This window comes from Vibrio sp. Isolate33, from assembly GCF_022397895.1.
Classification (GTDB): domain Bacteria; phylum Pseudomonadota; class Gammaproteobacteria; order Enterobacterales; family Vibrionaceae; genus Vibrio; species Vibrio pomeroyi.
On sequence record NZ_JAKEUP010000026.1, the window covers coordinates 1 to 17744 of the forward strand.

Sequence of the window (17744 nt, forward strand, 5' to 3'; positions counted from 1 at the left end):
TAGTTGACCATGTTTGCGAAGCCAAACTAAAACGGTAGAGCGACCTTGGATCCCATAACGTTCTTGAGCTTGCTTATAAGTCATTTCGCCTTTTTCAACTTGGGTTACGMCTGACAATTTAAAGGCAAGAGAATAATCTCGTTGAGTACRTCTACTTGTTGTTTTCATGACACTCTCCAATTTCATGTTGGAAATGTGTCAACCATAGTTAGGACGGTACAATCGAAACAAAAAGAGCGAGTTTTTACTCGCTCTTTTTATTGCTATCTATTCAGGCCAAGCCCCAAAAGATCTCTTTCAGATGGATCATTAGATCGCCTTACGATGATCCAACCAATCTCGATGAAGCTGCTCGCTCGATCCTAGGTACTTCACCATCCATTCGATCAATTTATGATTATCGTCTTTTCGCCAAACCAAACAGCAATGACTCTGCGGGCTTGGTTCTGGTAAGATTTTCTCCACCAGCAAGCCTTGTTCAATAATAGGAGCAGCGATATGCCTTGGCATGTAACCCACTCCAACACCGTTCTTGAGGCACTCAATCGCACTGTACCAGTTAGGCAACAATAAGCGTCTTTGGTTGCCATAGTGGCCAGTGTGGCGTTTAGGCAGCACGCTAGAGGTATCATCCAAACAGATTGCAGGAAACTGACTCACGAACTCTTCATTGAGGTTTTGCTCTCGCACACACGGGTGACTTGGCGACATGACAAACGCCCAGTCTAAGCGCCCCATGTCTTTCACCTCAAAATCTCCACCGACCGGAATCGCAGAAGTTGCGCCAATCACGATGTCCGCCCTACCCTGAGCGATGGCTTCCCAAGAGCCGTTGAACACCTCCATATTGATCTGAAGCTCTGCAAACTCAAAGGTTTGATAGAACTCTTCAATCATCGGCTTCATCTTGTCGAGCTTAACCACGTTATCGAGCGTCAGGCGCAAGGTTTTCTTCCAGCCACGAGCAGCCCGTCGCGTCTGGGCACTAACTTCTTCCATTTGCCTCAGTAGCGCACGAGCTTCTTCAATGAACAGTTCACCCGCGGGCGTTAGCTCTACCTTTCTCGGTAAACGTCTGAAAAGTAAAACATCCAATTCTTGCTCGACCTGCCTAACACCATAGCTAATCGCCGAGGGCACTTTGTGCAATTGCTCTGCAGCCGCAGTAAAGCTACCTAAGCGAGCAACCGTATCGAGCATTTCTAAAGAGGATTTTGAGAACATAAGCCTTCAAATTTTTTGATTGATAACCACATATTTTAGCGTTTTATTTTATCAGGTCTGAAAAATAGAATGTCAGCATAAATAAATAGGGGCTTTAGCTTCTGTCTATCAGACAATTTTTTTGATGATAAATGCATCACTACTTTTAGCTTAATGGCATCTTATGAATATTTCTAAATTTCAATTGGTCTACCTTGCAGTACTTTCAATGCTTGGTTTTATTGCGACCGATATGTACCTTCCTGCATTTAAGGCGATGGAGATCGATTTCGCAACCGGTCCAGAGCAGATCGCGCTGTCGCTAACGGTGTTCCTTGGTGGTATGGCTATGGGTCAGCTTCTTTGGGGTCTGGCGAGTGACAAGTATGGTCACCGCAACACACTGGCGGTTGGTCTTGTTATCTTTACGGCAGCTTCATTCGGCTTGGCATTCAGCACCGAGGTATGGCACCTACTAACACTGCGCTTCATCCAAGCAATCGGTGTATGTGCTCCAGCGGTAATTTGGCAAGCTATGGTGATTAAGCGTTACTCTCAAAGCAGCAGCCAACAAATTTTTGCAACCATCATGCCTTTGGTTGCGCTATCTCCAGCACTGGCACCTCAACTTGGTGTACTACTGGCAGACAACTTCGGTTGGCACAGTATCTTCATCACGTTAACGCTGATGGGTGCACTGTTGGTAGCAACAACGATGGCTCAACCGAAGGAAGCGCTAGAAGTAAAACAAACATCGATCAAAACAGACATTAAGACACTTCTTAAATCAAAGCCTTACATGGGCAATGTATTGATGTTTGCATCAGCTTCAGCAGCGTTCTTCGCTTACCTAACAGGTATGCCAGAGATCATGGCTCAGCTAGGTTATGAAGCAAAAGACATCGGCTTAAGCTTTATCCCACAAACGATCGCCTTCATGGCAGGTGGTTACTTCGGTAAACAAGCAGTGAAGAAATATGGTGACGGCGTTGTACTAAGAAACCTTATCGGTTTGTTCAGCGTAGCTGCGATGCTTATCTTCATCGCATCACAGTGGGAACTGACATCAATCTGGCCTCTACTTGCACCTTTCTGTTTGATTGCAGTAGCGAATGGCGCACTTTACCCAATCGTAGTAAACCGTGCCCTATCGAGTGCGAAGCAAAGCCCAGCAACTGCGGCAGGCCTACAGAACAGTCTGCAAATCAGCATCAGTGGCTTATCAAGTGCATTGGTAGCTGCAATGGCTAGCCAAGCACTAAGTGCAACGGGTATTGCGGTTGTGATTTGTTTAGGTGCATTGTGGGTTGGCTACATTATTTCGAACAAAGAGCTGTCTGAACACTTCGCAACACCAGATAACTCTCGAGTAGTGGCAGACGAGAAACAAGACTAGTTCCTCATCTAGCAGAAACAAAAAAGAGCGAGATTACTCGCTCTTTTTTATATCTAAATTTCACTTCTGCTTATTTAGCAGCAACGTCACCATCGACCACTTCTAACGCAGGCGCTTTATGGCGGCTGTATTCATCATAGTTAACCACTCGACTACGCCCCATGTCTTTGGCCATGTAGAGTGCGTTATCGGCCATCTTAACCAGGGATTCTGTATCAGAAGCGGGCTTAGGATAAGTCGCTACACCAATTGAAACTCCAAGCTGACCTAGCGATAAGCCTTTGTGCTCAAGATGCATAGAACGCACAGCGTCACACAGCGTTTGGCCAAACTCGGTCGCTTGCTGCATGGTGTAATGCGGAAGCAACACAGCTAACTCTTCACCACCCAATCGACATGCGATCTCATCTTCACTCACGCTCTGTTTAAGTAGCGCACTGATCTCTTTCAGCACAAAATCACCCGCATCATGACCAAAGTTGTCATTGAAGCGCTTGAAGTGATCCAAATCGAGCATCAATAGCGATAGTGGTTGTTCGCTGGTGGCGGAATTCATCGAATGCTCTTCCAGTTTCTGCTCGAAGAAACGACGGTTGAACAGCCCTGTTAGTGGATCGCTTAACGCCTGTGAACGAAGCTTCTCTTGTAGGCTCAAGTTAGCCAATGCCAAGCCTAGATGTTCTGAAACACTAAAAGCCAATTGCTCGGTAATCGGGTCAATCTTAATATCACCGACACCGAAATACAGGTGCATGATGCCGATGGTGTTACCATGAGCGGTCAACGGGATACAAAGGGTTTGGTTGTTTTCCATCTCATGCATGTGACCACAGGTTAGAGAATGGAAATCATCATTCGATTGATGAGCACGCCCCTTACGCAGAGACCAACACTCTTCAGGTGCGAAACTAGCACTTCCCGGCCAAGTATCACCCCAATCCAGTTGAGTGATCAGCTGGTTACGTGATGCGCGCATCAGAGATACACTGCCGTTCACGTTACCAAGGATTCGCGGCAAGATATCAGAAACAATCTGTTGTGCTTCAACCATGTTATTACACGCTGCAAGCATGTTCGCTAAGCGGTGCATTAGTTCAATTTCATGGGTTCTCTGGCGAATACGTTCGTCTTGTTTCTTCTGCTCTTCTTCAACTTTATGAACGATCTGGCGGTTACTCACATAAGAAGTGCCGATTAGGAAGCTTAAACTCAATACGACCATCCCAATCAAAATACCCATCAATTGGAAGTTCATCTGTTTAAGTTGGTGCATCGGCGAGGAAATGACAATAACGAAGCTGTTATCGTTTACCGTTTCTTTGTGAGAGTAATAGATGCGGTCGACAGAGGTAACGGTACTAAAACGTACATCACTGCCAAGCCCTGTTTTCAGAGCTTGCTGAAACTCAGGGCGATCACTGTGGTTTTCAACCCCCGCGAGTGCATGGTCAGACAAATCGGTATCACCAATCACGACACCGTCGAGGTTAATGACCTGAATTCTCAATCGTGTATTGGCTTGCGTCAGGTTGCCAATATAATCATCAACATCCACTCCGCCTGTAAACAAACTGCTGTCTTCACGTATTTCATAAACGACATCAGACATCAACGACACTAAGTGGTTACGTTCGTTCTCTACCACTAACTTTTCCAAGGTGATGTAGAAGCCATACAAGCCCACCAGCATTGAAAAAGATAAAATAACGATTGGCAGGGTCTGCCATTTTTTATCGACGAGTCTCACGGTATGTTCACTTCCATTTTACAGAACCACTGCCCGAATAGTAACAATCTTCCTACAAAATACAATTAGGAAATAGATTATTTTTTTGTCAGTAAATGATGACAAAAAAGCCAGCAACGTAAGTTGCTGGCTTTCACAAGAATCAAACTTTAGATGTTAGAAGGTTACTTCTTCTTTGGGCGCTGCCAATCTGCAATCTTGCGCTCTTTCGCACGACTGATAACCAGTTCATTCTCAGAAACATCGCGTGTTACCGTAGAGCCAGCACCAACAGTCGCGCCGTTACCAATGGTAACTGGAGCGATTAGTTGGCTATCTGAACCAACAAATACGTCGTCGCCAATGATGGTCTTAAATTTGTTTGCACCGTCGTAGTTGCAAGTAATCGCACCAGCACCTACGTTTACGCGCTGACCAATTTCAGCATCGCCTAAATATGTTAGGTGGTTCGCTTTAGAACCTTCACCAAGGCGGGTATTCTTCACTTCTACAAAGTTACCAACGTGCGAGTTGTTACGCATATCCGCACCCGGGCGTAGACGAGTGAAAGGACCAACAGTGCAGTCTTCACCCACTGTAGCACCTTCAATTACGCTGTATGGACGAACAATGGTGTTGTCATCAATCTCACAGTCTTTCAATACACAGCCTGTGCCGATAACAACGTTATCGCCAATGCTTACGCTGCCTTCGATGATAACGTTGGTATCAATCTCAACATCCATACCGCACTGAAGCTCACCACGTAGGTCAAAGCGACTTGGATCGCGTAGCATAACGCCCTGCTTCAATAGCTTGTCTGCTTGCTCAGCTTGGTAAGCACGCTCTAAACGAGCCAGCTGAGAACGGTCGTTAACGCCTTCAACTTCAATCGGACTAACTGGATGTACAGCCTCTACCGCACGACCTTCGTCGTGAGCGGCTGCAATAACGTCAGTCAGGTAGTATTCACCTTGTGCGTTGTCATTGCTTAGACCAGATAACCAACGCTTAAGATCGCCACCCGTTGCGACCATAACGCCAGTGTTGATCTCTTTGATAAGCTTCTGCTCATCGGTTGCATCTTTTTGCTCAACGATAGCCACAACAGGGCCATTGCGACGAATAATGCGACCGTAGCCCATTGGATTGTCTAACACGACCGTTAGCAGCGCAATGCCACCGTTTGGTTGAGCGTCTAATAGGTTTTCAATAGTATCTGGTGAGATAAGAGGCACATCACCGTACAGTACCAGTACCTTTTCATCATCGGCGAAGTGCGCAGATGCCTGATCAACTGCGTGGCCAGTGCCCAGCTGCTCAGCTTGCAGAGCCCAATTTACAGATTCTTCAGCTAAGGTTGCCTTCATCTGATCACCACCATGTCCGTAAACCAAGTGGATATTTTGAGCGCCAAGACCATTACATGTATCGATAACATGTTTCACCATAGGTTTACCCGCAAGCGTGTGCAGAACCTTTGGTGTGTTTGAATACATGCGAGTACCTTTGCCCGCCGCGAGAATTACCGCGCTAAACTTCATTGTAAACCTATCCAACGTTATTTTTATTAAGCCGATATTGTAACCGTTTTTGGGCAAAAAATTAAATCGTAATAACCATTTAACCGTTAGTGATATGTAAAAGGAGCATTTTTAAGAATCCCAAAAACGCAAAAAGGCGACCCGTAGGTCGCCTTTATCTCAGAGTCGGTCATCTTATAAAAGATTAACGACGCTGTTTTGTCAGTTCGATAACTCGTAACTGAGCAATGGCTTTAGCCAGTTCACCGGCCGCTTGTGCGAAGTCTATGTCGCCATGCTGATTTTGGATATTCTCCACAGCCTTGCGCTTAGCTTCTTCCGCCTTTGCTGCGTCTAGTTCTTCACCACGGATAGCTGTATCAGCCAGTACAGTCGCTGTACCAGGCTGAACTTCTACCATACCACCAGAAACATAAATGATTTCTTCGTGGCCGTGCTGCTTAACAATACGCACCATACCAGGCTTGATAGCGGTCAGCAGTGGAGTGTGACCATGGAAAATACCAAGTTCACCCTCACTACCGGTCACCTGAAACGTCTCAACAAGACCAGAGAAAAGTTGTTTCTCTGCACTTACAACGTCTAGGTGAAAGGTTATTGCTGCCATATCGCCTCCTAGTTAGCCTTATAGCTTCTTAGCATTCTCAATAGCTTCGTCAATTGCACCACAGTACATGAACGCTTGCTCTGGAATGTCATCGTATTCACCAGATAGAAGACCTTGGAAGCCACGTAGAGTCTCTTTAAGAGGTACGTAAACGCCTGGGTCACCTGTAAATACTTCCGCTACGTGGTAAGGCTGAGTTAGGAACTTCTCAATCTTACGAGCACGAGATACAACTTGCTTATCTTCTTCAGATAGCTCGTCCATACCTAGGATAGCAATGATATCTTTCAGCTCTTTATAGCGCTGAAGAGTAGACTGAACGCCACGAGCGATGTCGTAGTGCTCTTGTCCAACTACCAATGGATCCAGTTGACGTGAAGTAGAATCTAGCGGGTCGATCGCTGGGTATAGACCCATAGATGCGATGTTACGGTTAAGTACAACCGTTGCATCTAAGTGAGCGAACGTTGTTGCTGGAGACGGGTCAGTCAAGTCATCCGCTGGTACGTATACCGCCTGTACAGACGTGATAGAACCAGATTTAGTTGACGTGATACGCTCTTGTAGAACACCCATTTCTTCAGCTAGCGTAGGTTGGTAACCTACCGCAGAAGGCATACGACCTAGAAGTGCTGATACTTCAGTACCTGCTAGTGTGTAACGGTAGATGTTATCAACGAACAGTAGAACGTCACGACCTTCGTCACGGAAGCGCTCTGCCATTGTTAGACCAGTCAGTGCAACACGTAGACGGTTACCTGGTGGCTCGTTCATCTGGCCGTAAACCATCGCTACTTTTGATTCTTCAGGTTTTTCAACGTTTACAACGCCAGCTTCCTGCATTTCAAAGTAGAAATCGTTACCTTCACGAGTACGCTCACCTACACCTGCGAATACAGATAGGCCTGAGTGTTGAAGTGCGATGTTGTTGATAAGTTCCATCATGTTAACGGTCTTACCTACACCAGCACCACCGAATAGACCGATTTTACCACCCTTAGCGAATGGACAAATCAAGTCGATTACTTTAACACCAGTTTCTAGAAGAGCTGTCTCGTTAGACTGCTCTTCGTAGCTTGGAGCTTCACGGTGAATTGCGTAATGCTCTTCAGCACCGATTTCACCACACTCATCAATCGCGTCACCTAGGACGTTCATGATACGACCCAATGTCTTAGTACCTACTGGTACTGAGATTGGAGCGCCAGTATTTTCAACTGTCAAACCACGACGTAAACCATCAGAGCTACCCATTACGATTGCGCGAACTACGCCACCGCCAAGTTGTTGCTGAACTTCAAGAACTAGACGTTCTTGTACTTCATTAACATTCAGAGCGTCGTATACACGAGGTACTTCACCCTGTGGGAACTCTACGTCGACTACCGCACCGATGATCTGTACGATCTTACCTGTAGCCATCGTTAATCCTCTAACTATTTAGTTTTACCTAAGCTTAAACCGCAGCTGCGCCTGAAACGATCTCAGAAAGTTCTTGTGTAATCGCCGCTTGACGCGCTTTGTTGTACACAAGTTCTAAGTCATCAATAATGTCACCAGCGTTATCTGTTGCTGATTTCATAGCAATCATTCGAGCCGCTTGCTCACAAGCAAGGTTCTCGACCACACCTTGATATACTTGAGATTCGACGTAGCGAACCAGTAGTGCATCTAGTAGTGGTTTTGGCTCAGGCTCATAAATGTAGTCCCAAGCATGATCGCGTTTCATGTCTTCGCTGTCTGATTTAGGCAAAGGAAGTAATTGATCGATCGTTGGTTCTTGTACCATAGTGTTTTCAAACTTGTTGAACACTACGAACAGGCGATCTAATTCGCCTTCATCATATTTCTTCAGCATAACGCTTACAGAGCCAATCAAGTCTTCAAGGCTTGGGCGATCGCCCAGACCAGAAACTTGAGCTGCTACTTTCGCGCCGCTGTTGTTGAAAAATGCTGTTGCTTTAGAACCTACAATTGCAAGCTCCACATCAGCACCTTTCTCAGACCAATCTTTCATGTCGTTCATGGCTTTCTTGAACAAGTTAATGTTCAAACCACCACAAAGACCACGGTCTGTAGAAACGATGATGTAACCAACACGTTTGGCTTCACGTTCCTCAAGATAAGGATGCTTATACTCGAGGCTACCATTAGCCAAATGACCGATCACTTTACGCATTGTTTCTGCATATGGACGAGTAGCTTCCATTGCGTCTTGAGAACGACGCATTTTTGAAGCTGCTACCATTTCCATTGCTTTCGTAATCTTCTGTGTGCTTTTAACACTACCGATTTTATTACGTATCTCTTTTGCGCCGGCCATCGTTACTCTCCGTTAATGGTATGAGGTGGCCCTAAGACCACCCACCAATTACCAGGTCTGGGTTGCCTTGAAATCGTCAACAAGCTTCTTCAGCTCAGCTTCGATTTCTTTATTGAAAGCACCCGTTGTGTCGATCTGTGTTGCTAGATCGGCATATTGACCACGAGCAAACGACAGTAAAGCAGCTTCAAAGTCTAGAACTTTAGAAAGTTCAACATCTTGAAGGTATCCACGCTCTGCAGCGAAGATTACTAGAGCTTGGTCAAATACAGACATAGGAGCGTATTGCTTCTGCTTCATCAGCTCTGTAACTTTTTGACCGTGGTCTAGCTGCTTCTTAGTCGCTTCATCAAGATCCGATGAGAACTGTGCAAATGCTGCAAGTTCACGGTATTGAGCTAGTGCAGTACGGATACCGCCAGATAGCTTCTTGATGATTTTAGTCTGCGCCGAACCACCTACACGAGAAACTGAGATACCTGGGTCAACAGCTGGACGTACGCCCGCGTTGAATAGCTCAGTTTGTAGGAAGATCTGACCATCAGTAATCGAGATTACGTTCGTTGGTACGAATGCAGATACGTCACCAGCTTGCGTTTCGATGATAGGAAGAGCAGTTAAAGAACCAGTCTTGCCTTTCACTTCGCCGTTAGTGAACTTCTCTACGTATACTTCGCTTACACGAGCAGCACGCTCTAGTAGACGAGAGTGAAGGTAGAAAACATCACCTGGGAACGCTTCACGACCTGGTGGACGCTTAAGTAGTAGCGAGATTTGACGGTAAGCTACAGCTTGCTTAGATAGATCATCATAAACAATCAGTGCATCTTCACCGCGATCACGGAAGTATTCACCCATCGCACAACCTGCGTATGGCGCTAGGTATTGTAGCGCTGCAGATTCAGAAGCCGATGCAACAACAACAACAGTGTTTGCTAGTGCGCCGTGCTCTTCTAGTTTGCGAACTACGTTAGCAATAGTCGACGCTTTTTGGCCGATAGCTACGTAGATAGAGAAAATACCAGAATCTTTTTGGTTAATAATCGCATCGATCGCCATTGCTGTTTTACCAGTCTGACGGTCGCCGATCACTAGTTCACGTTGACCACGACCGATAGGGATCATTGAGTCAACTGACTTGTAACCAGTTTGAACAGGTTGATCTACCGATTTACGGTCGATTACACCTGGTGCGATAATTTCTACAGGCGAAGTTAGTTTCGCTTCGATAGGACCTTTACCATCAATTGGCTCACCTAGCGTGTTTACAACACGACCAAGCATTTCTGGACCTACTGGTACTTCTAGAATACGACCAGTACCTGTAACTTTCATGCCTTCCTGTAGGTCAGCATATGGGCCCATTACAACAGCACCAACCGAATCACGGTTCAAGTTAAGTGCTAGCGCGTAACGGCCACCCGGTAGTTCAATCATTTCACCTTGCATCACGTCCGCTAGGCCGTGAATGCTAAGGATGCCATCGCTTACCGAAACGATAGTACCTTCATTGCGAGCTTCACTAACAACGTCGAAAGATTCAATACGTTGTTTAATTAGATCGCTAATTTCAGTGGAATTAAGTTGCATGCTCCAATCCCCATTAAGACTGCAATGCATCGCTCAGGCGGTCTAAACGACTGCGCGCTGAGTTATCGATGACTAGGTCTCCGGCTCGAATAATAACTCCACTAAGTAGAGTCTCATCTATACTGCAATTCAGCTGAACTTTGCGCGCTAGGCGCTGTTCCAATTTGCTGCTGATATCTGCGCGTTGTTCTTCAGAAAGTTCAACCGCTGAAGTCACTTCAACGTCGATCTCTTTCTCATACTCTTTTTTGAGTATAAAGAACTCTTTGCAAACATCAGGAAAAGCCATTAAGCGGCCATTCTCTGCCATCACTTTAATTAAGTTCTGACCGAATTCATCAAATTGTTCGCCACAAATTACAATGAATACTTCAGCTAATTTTTCAGCAGTCATAGAACCGCTTAATAAATTATGAACATCATCATTTTGTGCCACTTCGGCAGCAAAAGTAAGCATCTGACCCCATTGGTCTAGCTCACCTTTATCTACCGCAAAGTCAAACGCTGCTTTAGCATAGGGGCGTGCGATTGTAGTCAAATCAGACATATACAGCCCCTTGCTTTAAAGTTTTGCAGTAATGTTGTTAAGAAGATCATCGTGTACATCTTTATCGATAGTACGTTCAAGGATTTTCTCAGCACCAGCTATAGCCAGAGTTGCGACTTGTTTGCGCAGGTCATCACGGGCACGTGTGCGCTCAGCTTCAATTTCTGCTTCAGCTTGCGCTAAGATCTTCTGGCGTTCTGCCTGAGCCTCTTCGCGAGCTTCATCAATAATTTGAGCTTTACGTTTGTTTGCCTGTTCAATAACCTCAGTTGCAGTGCGCTTTGCTTCTTTCATTTGCTCAGAAGCGTTGGCTTGTGCCAGGTTCAAGTCTTTAGCAGCGCGTTCAGCGGCTACTAGACCGTCAGCAATTTTCTTCTGACGTTCTTCAATTGCTTGCATAATTGGTGGCCATACATATTTCATGCAGAACCAAACAAAAAGTGAAAAAGCAATTGCTTGACCTAACAGAGTTGCGTTCATATTCACAACAGCTACCCCTCGTTAAGAATCAACTACAAAAATTTAATTAACTATTGAGAGTTAATTAGCCTGCTAGTTGACCAACAAATGGGTTAGCAAACGTGAATAGTAGTGCGATTACGATACCGATCATTGGAACAGCATCCAGTAGACCAGCGATGATGAACATCTTAACTTGTAGCATTGGAGCCATTTCAGGTTGACGCGCAGCGCCTTCTAGGAATTTACCACCAAGAATAGCAAAACCAATTGCAGTACCTACGGCACAAAGACCAACAATAATAGCAACAGCGATTGCTGAAAAACTTAGTACAGTTTCCATTTACGTTCTCCGATTAACATTAATAGTTAGAATAAAGCTTAAAAATTTTTTTAGTGATCACTATCTTCATGAGCCATTGATAAATAAACGATTGTCAACATCATGAAAACAAACGCTTGAATCAAAATAACCAAGATATGGAAGATAGCCCAAGGTAGTGCACCTACCCATTGTAAGTACCACGGTAGCATTGCCGCGATAAGAATAAACACCACCTCACCCGCAAACATATTACCAAATAAACGCATACCTAAAGATAGTGGCTTCGCTAATAACGAAATTACCTCAAGTACCAAGTTAAATGGAATCATGATTGGGTGATTAAATGGATGCAGTGCCAATTCTTTAGCAAATCCGCCTAGGCCTTTCACTTTGATGCTGTAGTAGATCATCAGAGCAAAAACACCCAAAGCCATTGCCATGGTTATATTTACATCAGCTGTAGGAACCACTTTCAAGTAAGGGATACCTAGCCAATGCTCTGCAGGATATGGTAAGAAATCGATAGGCACTAAGTCCATCAAGTTCATTAAGATAATCCAGCAGAATATAGTCAGTGCTAGTGGGGCAATCAGAGGGTTGCGGCCATGGAAAGTTTCTTTAACGTTGTCGCCAACGAATTCCACTACCATTTCAACAAAACACTGAAGCTTACCAGGTACACCTACTGTTGCTTTCTTAGCGACTGAGCGAAAAACCCAAAGGAATAACATCCCTGTCAACACCGAAAAAAACAGACTGTCTATATGTACGTTCCAGAAACTTGTCTCCTCTACAAGACCAAACTTAGCTAAAGAAAGGTTTTGTAAGTGGTGCTCAATGTATCCGGATGCTGTTGGCGCAGCCATAACTCATCCTATTTTTTATTGTTAATGAAAAGCACTGGCGCAAAGATATTAATACCTAGAACCAGTAAATAGGTCAGTTTGAGGGGAATTAATTCCACCTGCATATACATGTAGACAATAGAGAATAGTAGAACTGTGATAAGGATTTTTAGCGCTTCGCCTGCATAGAACGACGCCGCAACTAACTTAGTTGCGCGAGCTCCACAAAATAGGAAAGCACACACACAAAAAACTACATTCGCGATGACAAAAATACCGCCACCGATTAATGCAGCAAAACCCCAATCAGGATTAACAGCTAAACCTAACCCTATCGCCACTAATATAACCGCGCTAAGCTCGATCAATAACATTTGCTTTGCAAGCACTCGTCCTGGTCTTGCTAACGCCGCTACCATGTATTCGTTCCTCTTTTAAGCCTTCTTTACTACTCGCTTAAAAGCGTGCTGAGAAATTGGCGAAAATTATACGTTCAGCCAAATTGATTGCAATAACAATGCAGCAATCATTTACATTTTTGTATACAAACCTACAACTTTTGTACGAAATTACTTGTTTATTACATAATTGACCTAAATCAATTATCTCATTTAGTACTCTAGTTTAGCAATAAGTTGCTCTAATTTGTGAGGCTCATCAAGAGTAATTGTCACTTTTGACTTACCGCTAACAGAACGAGTAACTGAAACGTTTGCTTGCAATTTTTCCGTGAGTCTTCGTGAAAGTTCGATAGCTTCTGTATCTTCAGGCTTCGATTCAGGTTCAACGTCTGGTTTTAAGCACTTTTTAACAAGTTGCTCAGTTTGACGCACGGTCATTTTTTTGGTTGCCGCTGTGTTTGCCGCTTCAACCTGGATATCACCCTCTAGCGCAAGTAGTGCTCGAGCATGCCCCATTTCCAGTTGTTTATTGGAAACTAAACCTTTTACTTCATTTTCGAGCTGATTTAGACGTAATAAGTTACTGACCGTTGCTCTCGATTTACCGATCACATCAGCGACTTGTTGATGCGTCAGTTCAAATTCGTTCTGTAGACGCTCTAGTGCTTGTGATTCTTCGATAACATTCAGGTCTTCACGCTGAATATTCTCGATCAATGCCATCGCAATCGCGGCTTTGTCTTCCACTCGCTTGATCAGACATGGCACTTGTTTTAGGCCTGCTTGACGAGCCGCTCTCCAACGACGTTCACCAGCGATGATCTCAAACTGGTCGTGCGCTAAAGGGCGTACTACGATTGGCTGAATAATGCCTTGAGACTGGATTGACGCGGCTAGTTCTTCTAGCGCTTCAGGCGCAATATCCTTACGCGGTTGATAAACACCTGGCTTCAAGCAACCAACAGCCAGTTCTGTTAGCTCTCCATCAGCAGACAACGCCTGACTATGAGAAGCAACTTGCTGTTTTTCACGAGCCAACGAGCTAGTTGCAAGCAATGCATCTAGCCCCTTTCCTAAACCACGCTTAGACATTGAGCGAATTCCTTTGGTTAGACCTATACTGGGACTTCTTCACGACGCAACATTTCGCCTGCCAGAGCAAGATATGCTTTAGCACCTGCGGAATATTTGTCGTAGTACATTGCTGGCTTGCCATGACTTGGCGCTTCTGCCAGACGCACATTTCTAGGGATCACAGTTCGGTAGACTTTGCTACCGAAGTGTTTTTTGAGTTGATCAGATACTTCGTTCGATAAGCGGTTTCGAGGATCATACATAGTACGCAGAAGACCTTCGATCTTCAGGTTCTCGTTAACAACCGCAGCGAGCTTACTGATGGTATCCATCAACGCAGTCAAACCTTCCAGAGCAAAGTATTCACATTGCATTGGAACTAACACGGAGTCGGCCGCAGCCATCGCGTTAATTGTAAGAAGATTTAGAGAAGGTGGGCAATCAATAAAGATGAAATCATAATTATCGCGAATGGATGCCAGTGCATTCTTAAGGCGAACTTCGCGAGCAAAGACTTCCATCAGCTTGATTTCTGCCGCAGTAACATCACCGTTAGCGGCGATGAGGTCGTAATTACCAGACGTACTTCGACAAACTACCTCATCAAATGGGGTGTCTTCAACCAACAAATCGTAAGCAGTTGCTTCAACTTGATATTTGTCGACACCGCTCGCCATAGTGGCATTACCTTGGGGATCTAGGTCAACAACCAATATCTTGCGTTTTGTCGCCGCCATTGATGCTGCTAAATTAACGCAAGTTGTTGTTTTTCCTACGCCGCCCTTCTGGTTGGCAATTGCTACGATTCTACCCACTATGGCCTCGCTGATTATCCCTGACGCGATAAAGTTACTAGATGACGCTCTCCATCAAGCTCTGGTACTTGCAAAGCTTTAATGTCTGTCACTGAACACCATTCAGGTAACAGGTCGATTTCGTCTCTAGGATGTTGTCCCTTAAGAGCCAAAAATACACCGGATTGCTCTTTAGGTAAATGGTGACACCACTCTACCATGTCTGTCATTGATGCAAATGCACGACTGAGCACTGCATCAAACTTTTCTTCAGGTTGAAACTCTTCAACACGACTTTGAACCGGCACAACGTTGTCGATACCCAGCTCATGAATCACCTGTTTGATAAAACGAATACGCTTACCCAGGCTATCTAGCAAGTAAAACTCGCAGTCAGGATTCATGATTGAGAGCGGAATCCCAGGAAGACCAGGGCCAGTGCCAACGTCAATAAAGCGCTTACCTTGTAAGTGAGTGCTAACAATGATGCTATCTAAGATATGTTTCACCATCATTTCTAACGGATCACGAACTGACGTTAGGTTGTACGCCTTGTTCCATTTATTTAGTAACTCAACGTAGCCAACCAATTGGCCACGTTGTTTTTCAGATACTTCTAATTCAGTCTGGCCAATCAGGTGATCCAGTTTCTCGCGTAATGCGCTCATTATGCTTCCTCACCTTTTTTTAATAGGCCGTGCTTTTTCAGGTAAACCAACAAAATTGAGATTGCTGCAGGTGTGATACCTGAAATACGAGAAGCAATACCAATAGAGTCTGGTTTAGTGGTTGTCAGTTTTAGAACCACTTCGTTAGAAAGCCCTTTCACCTTGCTGTAATCGATATCAGGAGGCAGTTTGGTGTTTTCATGACGCAGTGATTTTTCGATTTCGTCTTGTTGGCGCTGAATGTAGCCTTCGTACTTCACTTGGATCTCAACTTGCTCAGATGCTTGTTGATCTTCCAGTGCAGGGCCGAAACGATCCAATGCTGTAAGCTGTGAATAAGTCATTTCAGGACGACGAAGAAGATCTTCACCACTCGCTTCGCGAGACATTGGTGTTTTTAGGATCTGGTTCAACGCACCGATGTCTTCAGACTTTGGATTAATCCAAGTTTCTTTCAGACGCTGACGTTCCTTCTCCATGTTGTCCATTTTTTCGTTGAAACGAGCCCAACGCGCATCGTCAACAAGGCCAAGTTCACGAGACTTCTCAGTCAATCGGATATCGGCGTTATCTTCGCGAAGCAACAAACGGTATTCCGCACGAGACGTAAACATACGGTAAGGTTCTTTGGTGCCCATCGTTGATAGGTCATCAATAAGAACGCCCATGTAAGCTTGGTCACGACGTGGGCTCCAGCCTTCTTTGCCTTGCGTAAACAAACTCGCATTCAGACCGGCCATCAAGCCTTGTGCTGCTGCTTCTTCGTAACCCGTTGTACCGTTGATTTGGCCAGCAAAGAACAGACCCTTGATAAACTTGGTTTCGTAAGTCAGCTTAAGATCGCGAGGGTCGAAGAAATCGTACTCAATCGCATAGCCTGGACGAACGATATGAGCATTTTCAAAGCCCTTCATAGAGCGAACGATTTGAACCTGTACATCAAACGGCAGACTGGTTGAGATACCGTTCGGGTATAGCTCATGTGTCGTTAGACCTTCAGGTTCAATAAAGATTTGGTGACTGTTCTTATCAGCAAAACGCATCACTTTGTCTTCAATCGAAGGACAGTAACGAGGGCCAATGCCTTCAATCACACCCGCGTACATTGGGCTGCGATCTAGGTTGGCACGAATAACGTCGTGCGTATTTTCGTTGGTATGCGTGATGTAACACGGGATTTGACGAGGCTGTTGCGCTCGGCTACCCATGAACGAGAAAACAGGGGTTGGATTATCACCGTGCTGAACTTCAAGCTCAGAAAAATCAACGCTACGTGCATCGATACGTGGAGGTGTACCTGTTTTCAGGCGATCAACTCGGAATGGAAGATCACGAAGACGGTCAGCCAGTGCGATCGATGGTGGATCACCCGCACGACCACCAGAAGAACTCTCCATACCAATATGGATCTTTCCACCTAGGAATGTGCCTACAGTCAAAACCACAGCATCTGCGCGGAACTTAAGGCCCATCTGTGTAACCACACCCACCACTTGATCCTGTTCAACGATCAAATCATCAACCGACTGTTGGAACAAAGTCAGGTTTGGTGTGTTTTCAAGAACGTTACGAACAAACGCTTTGTAAAGCGCGCGGTCAGCTTGTGCACGAGTTGCACGAACCGCAGGGCCTTTTGATGCGTTCAATGTTCTGAACTGAATACCTGCATGATCAATAGCTTGCGCCATTAATCCACCCATTGCATCGACCTCTTTTACTAAGTGGCCCTTACCGATCCCGCCAATGGCTGGGTTACAAGACATTTGTCCTAATGTATCGATATTATGAGTAAGTAATAACGTACTTTGACCAGTACGTGCAGATGCGAGTGCGGCTTCCGTTCCTGCATGGCCACCACCAACAACGATGACGTCAAATTTTTCGTGATAAAGCATGAACCGACCTCAGGTATTCAAACGTTTTCTAGACTGATAAAAAGGAGCGATATTCTACCTGTTTTCATAGCCTGAGAAAACGTTTTTGGAATTTTTCGAGAAAGCTGTTTTTAATTAATATAGATAAGATCTTTAAGGAGATCTTTTATTAGATCTATTATTAGGATCGAGGTGACCTGTGGATAAGTCGAAAATGATCAACGAGATCATGGATCTTTTTTGGATCAAATGATGTGATCTAACTTTGATCAGGATGAGGATTAGCTGGGATCAAAATGGCTACTTATTCACAGGGGGAAATTGGCTTAAAACTTGTTATTTGGATAACTATAGGTTAATCACCGTAT

The 17744-nt window shown here is 44.9% G+C and carries 17 protein-coding genes and 1 pseudogene; 1 reads left to right on the forward strand and 17 read right to left on the reverse strand.

The window, feature by feature from the left end:
- Positions 1-168 (reverse strand): annotated as a pseudogene (locus tag L1D37_RS22155) (IS3 family transposase); the annotation flags it as partial.
- 141 nt (positions 169-309) lie between these two features.
- A complete protein-coding gene (gene punR, locus L1D37_RS22160) occupies positions 310-1224 on the reverse strand; it encodes a DNA-binding transcriptional activator PunR (RefSeq protein ID WP_210455681.1) in 915 nt (304 codons plus the stop codon).
- Positions 1225-1387: 163 nt separating this feature from the next.
- On the opposite strand from punR, the gene punC reads away from it, so the two are divergent.
- A complete protein-coding gene (gene punC / locus L1D37_RS22165; protein WP_239849200.1) occupies positions 1388-2599 on the forward strand; it encodes a purine nucleoside transporter PunC in 1212 nt (403 codons plus the stop codon).
- Positions 2600-2669: 70 nt separating this feature from the next.
- Here the strand turns inward: punC and L1D37_RS22170 are convergent, their stop codons facing one another.
- From L1D37_RS22170 to mnmG, 15 genes are all read right to left on the reverse strand, one after another.
- On the reverse strand, positions 2670-4289 hold the full coding sequence (locus L1D37_RS22170) for a diguanylate cyclase (RefSeq protein ID WP_239849213.1): 1620 nt from the start codon (positions 4287-4289) through the stop codon (positions 2670-2672).
- Positions 4290-4510: 221 nt separating this feature from the next.
- On the reverse strand, positions 4511-5869 hold the full coding sequence (gene glmU / locus L1D37_RS22175; protein WP_239849201.1) for a bifunctional UDP-N-acetylglucosamine diphosphorylase/glucosamine-1-phosphate N-acetyltransferase GlmU: 1359 nt from the start codon (positions 5867-5869) through the stop codon (positions 4511-4513).
- Between the two features lie 184 nt (positions 5870-6053).
- Positions 6054-6476: a F0F1 ATP synthase subunit epsilon gene (locus tag L1D37_RS22180; RefSeq protein ID WP_017107532.1), complete on the reverse strand. Its 423-nt coding sequence runs from the start codon at positions 6474-6476 to the stop codon at positions 6054-6056.
- Between the two features lie 18 nt (positions 6477-6494).
- On the reverse strand, positions 6495-7898 hold the full coding sequence (atpD, locus tag L1D37_RS22185; RefSeq protein ID WP_019825544.1) for a F0F1 ATP synthase subunit beta: 1404 nt from the start codon (positions 7896-7898) through the stop codon (positions 6495-6497).
- Positions 7899-7932: 34 nt separating this feature from the next.
- Entirely contained in the window at positions 7933-8799 is an 867-nt protein-coding gene (gene atpG, locus L1D37_RS22190; RefSeq protein WP_017058793.1) for a F0F1 ATP synthase subunit gamma, read from the reverse strand.
- Between the two features lie 48 nt (positions 8800-8847).
- Positions 8848-10389 (reverse strand): F0F1 ATP synthase subunit alpha, encoded by a 1542-nt coding sequence (gene atpA / locus L1D37_RS22195; protein WP_017632647.1) that lies wholly within the window; start codon positions 10387-10389, stop codon positions 8848-8850.
- Positions 10390-10402: 13 nt separating this feature from the next.
- A complete protein-coding gene (atpH, locus tag L1D37_RS22200) occupies positions 10403-10936 on the reverse strand; it encodes a F0F1 ATP synthase subunit delta (RefSeq protein ID WP_017632648.1) in 534 nt (177 codons plus the stop codon).
- Positions 10937-10951: 15 nt separating this feature from the next.
- On the reverse strand, positions 10952-11422 hold the full coding sequence (gene atpF / locus L1D37_RS22205; protein WP_128644429.1) for a F0F1 ATP synthase subunit B: 471 nt from the start codon (positions 11420-11422) through the stop codon (positions 10952-10954).
- A gap of 58 nt (positions 11423-11480) precedes the next feature.
- Entirely contained in the window at positions 11481-11738 is a 258-nt protein-coding gene (gene atpE, locus L1D37_RS22210; protein ID WP_004411110.1) for a F0F1 ATP synthase subunit C, read from the reverse strand.
- A gap of 50 nt (positions 11739-11788) precedes the next feature.
- Positions 11789-12586: a F0F1 ATP synthase subunit A gene (gene atpB / locus L1D37_RS22215; protein ID WP_017632650.1), complete on the reverse strand. Its 798-nt coding sequence runs from the start codon at positions 12584-12586 to the stop codon at positions 11789-11791.
- 8 nt (positions 12587-12594) lie between these two features.
- Positions 12595-12984, reverse strand: coding sequence for a F0F1 ATP synthase subunit I (locus L1D37_RS22220; protein WP_008221392.1), 390 nt, complete (start codon positions 12982-12984; stop codon positions 12595-12597).
- Positions 12985-13176: 192 nt separating this feature from the next.
- Entirely contained in the window at positions 13177-14058 is an 882-nt protein-coding gene (locus L1D37_RS22225; protein WP_239830825.1) for a ParB/RepB/Spo0J family partition protein, read from the reverse strand.
- A gap of 23 nt (positions 14059-14081) precedes the next feature.
- Positions 14082-14855 carry a ParA family protein gene (locus tag L1D37_RS22230; protein ID WP_239849202.1) on the reverse strand — a complete coding sequence of 258 codons (774 nt, stop codon included), beginning with the start codon at positions 14853-14855 and terminating at the stop codon, positions 14082-14084.
- Positions 14856-14869: 14 nt separating this feature from the next.
- A complete protein-coding gene (gene rsmG, locus L1D37_RS22235; RefSeq protein ID WP_076654327.1) occupies positions 14870-15502 on the reverse strand; it encodes a 16S rRNA (guanine(527)-N(7))-methyltransferase RsmG in 633 nt (210 codons plus the stop codon).
- The gene (gene mnmG / locus L1D37_RS22240) at positions 15502-17397 is read right to left on the reverse strand and encodes a tRNA uridine-5-carboxymethylaminomethyl(34) synthesis enzyme MnmG (RefSeq protein WP_239849203.1); all 1896 of its coding nucleotides are present in this window, start codon (positions 17395-17397) and stop codon (positions 15502-15504) included. Before mnmG ends, rsmG begins: the two co-directional genes overlap by 1 nt.
- Positions 17398-17744 lie beyond the last annotated feature (347 nt).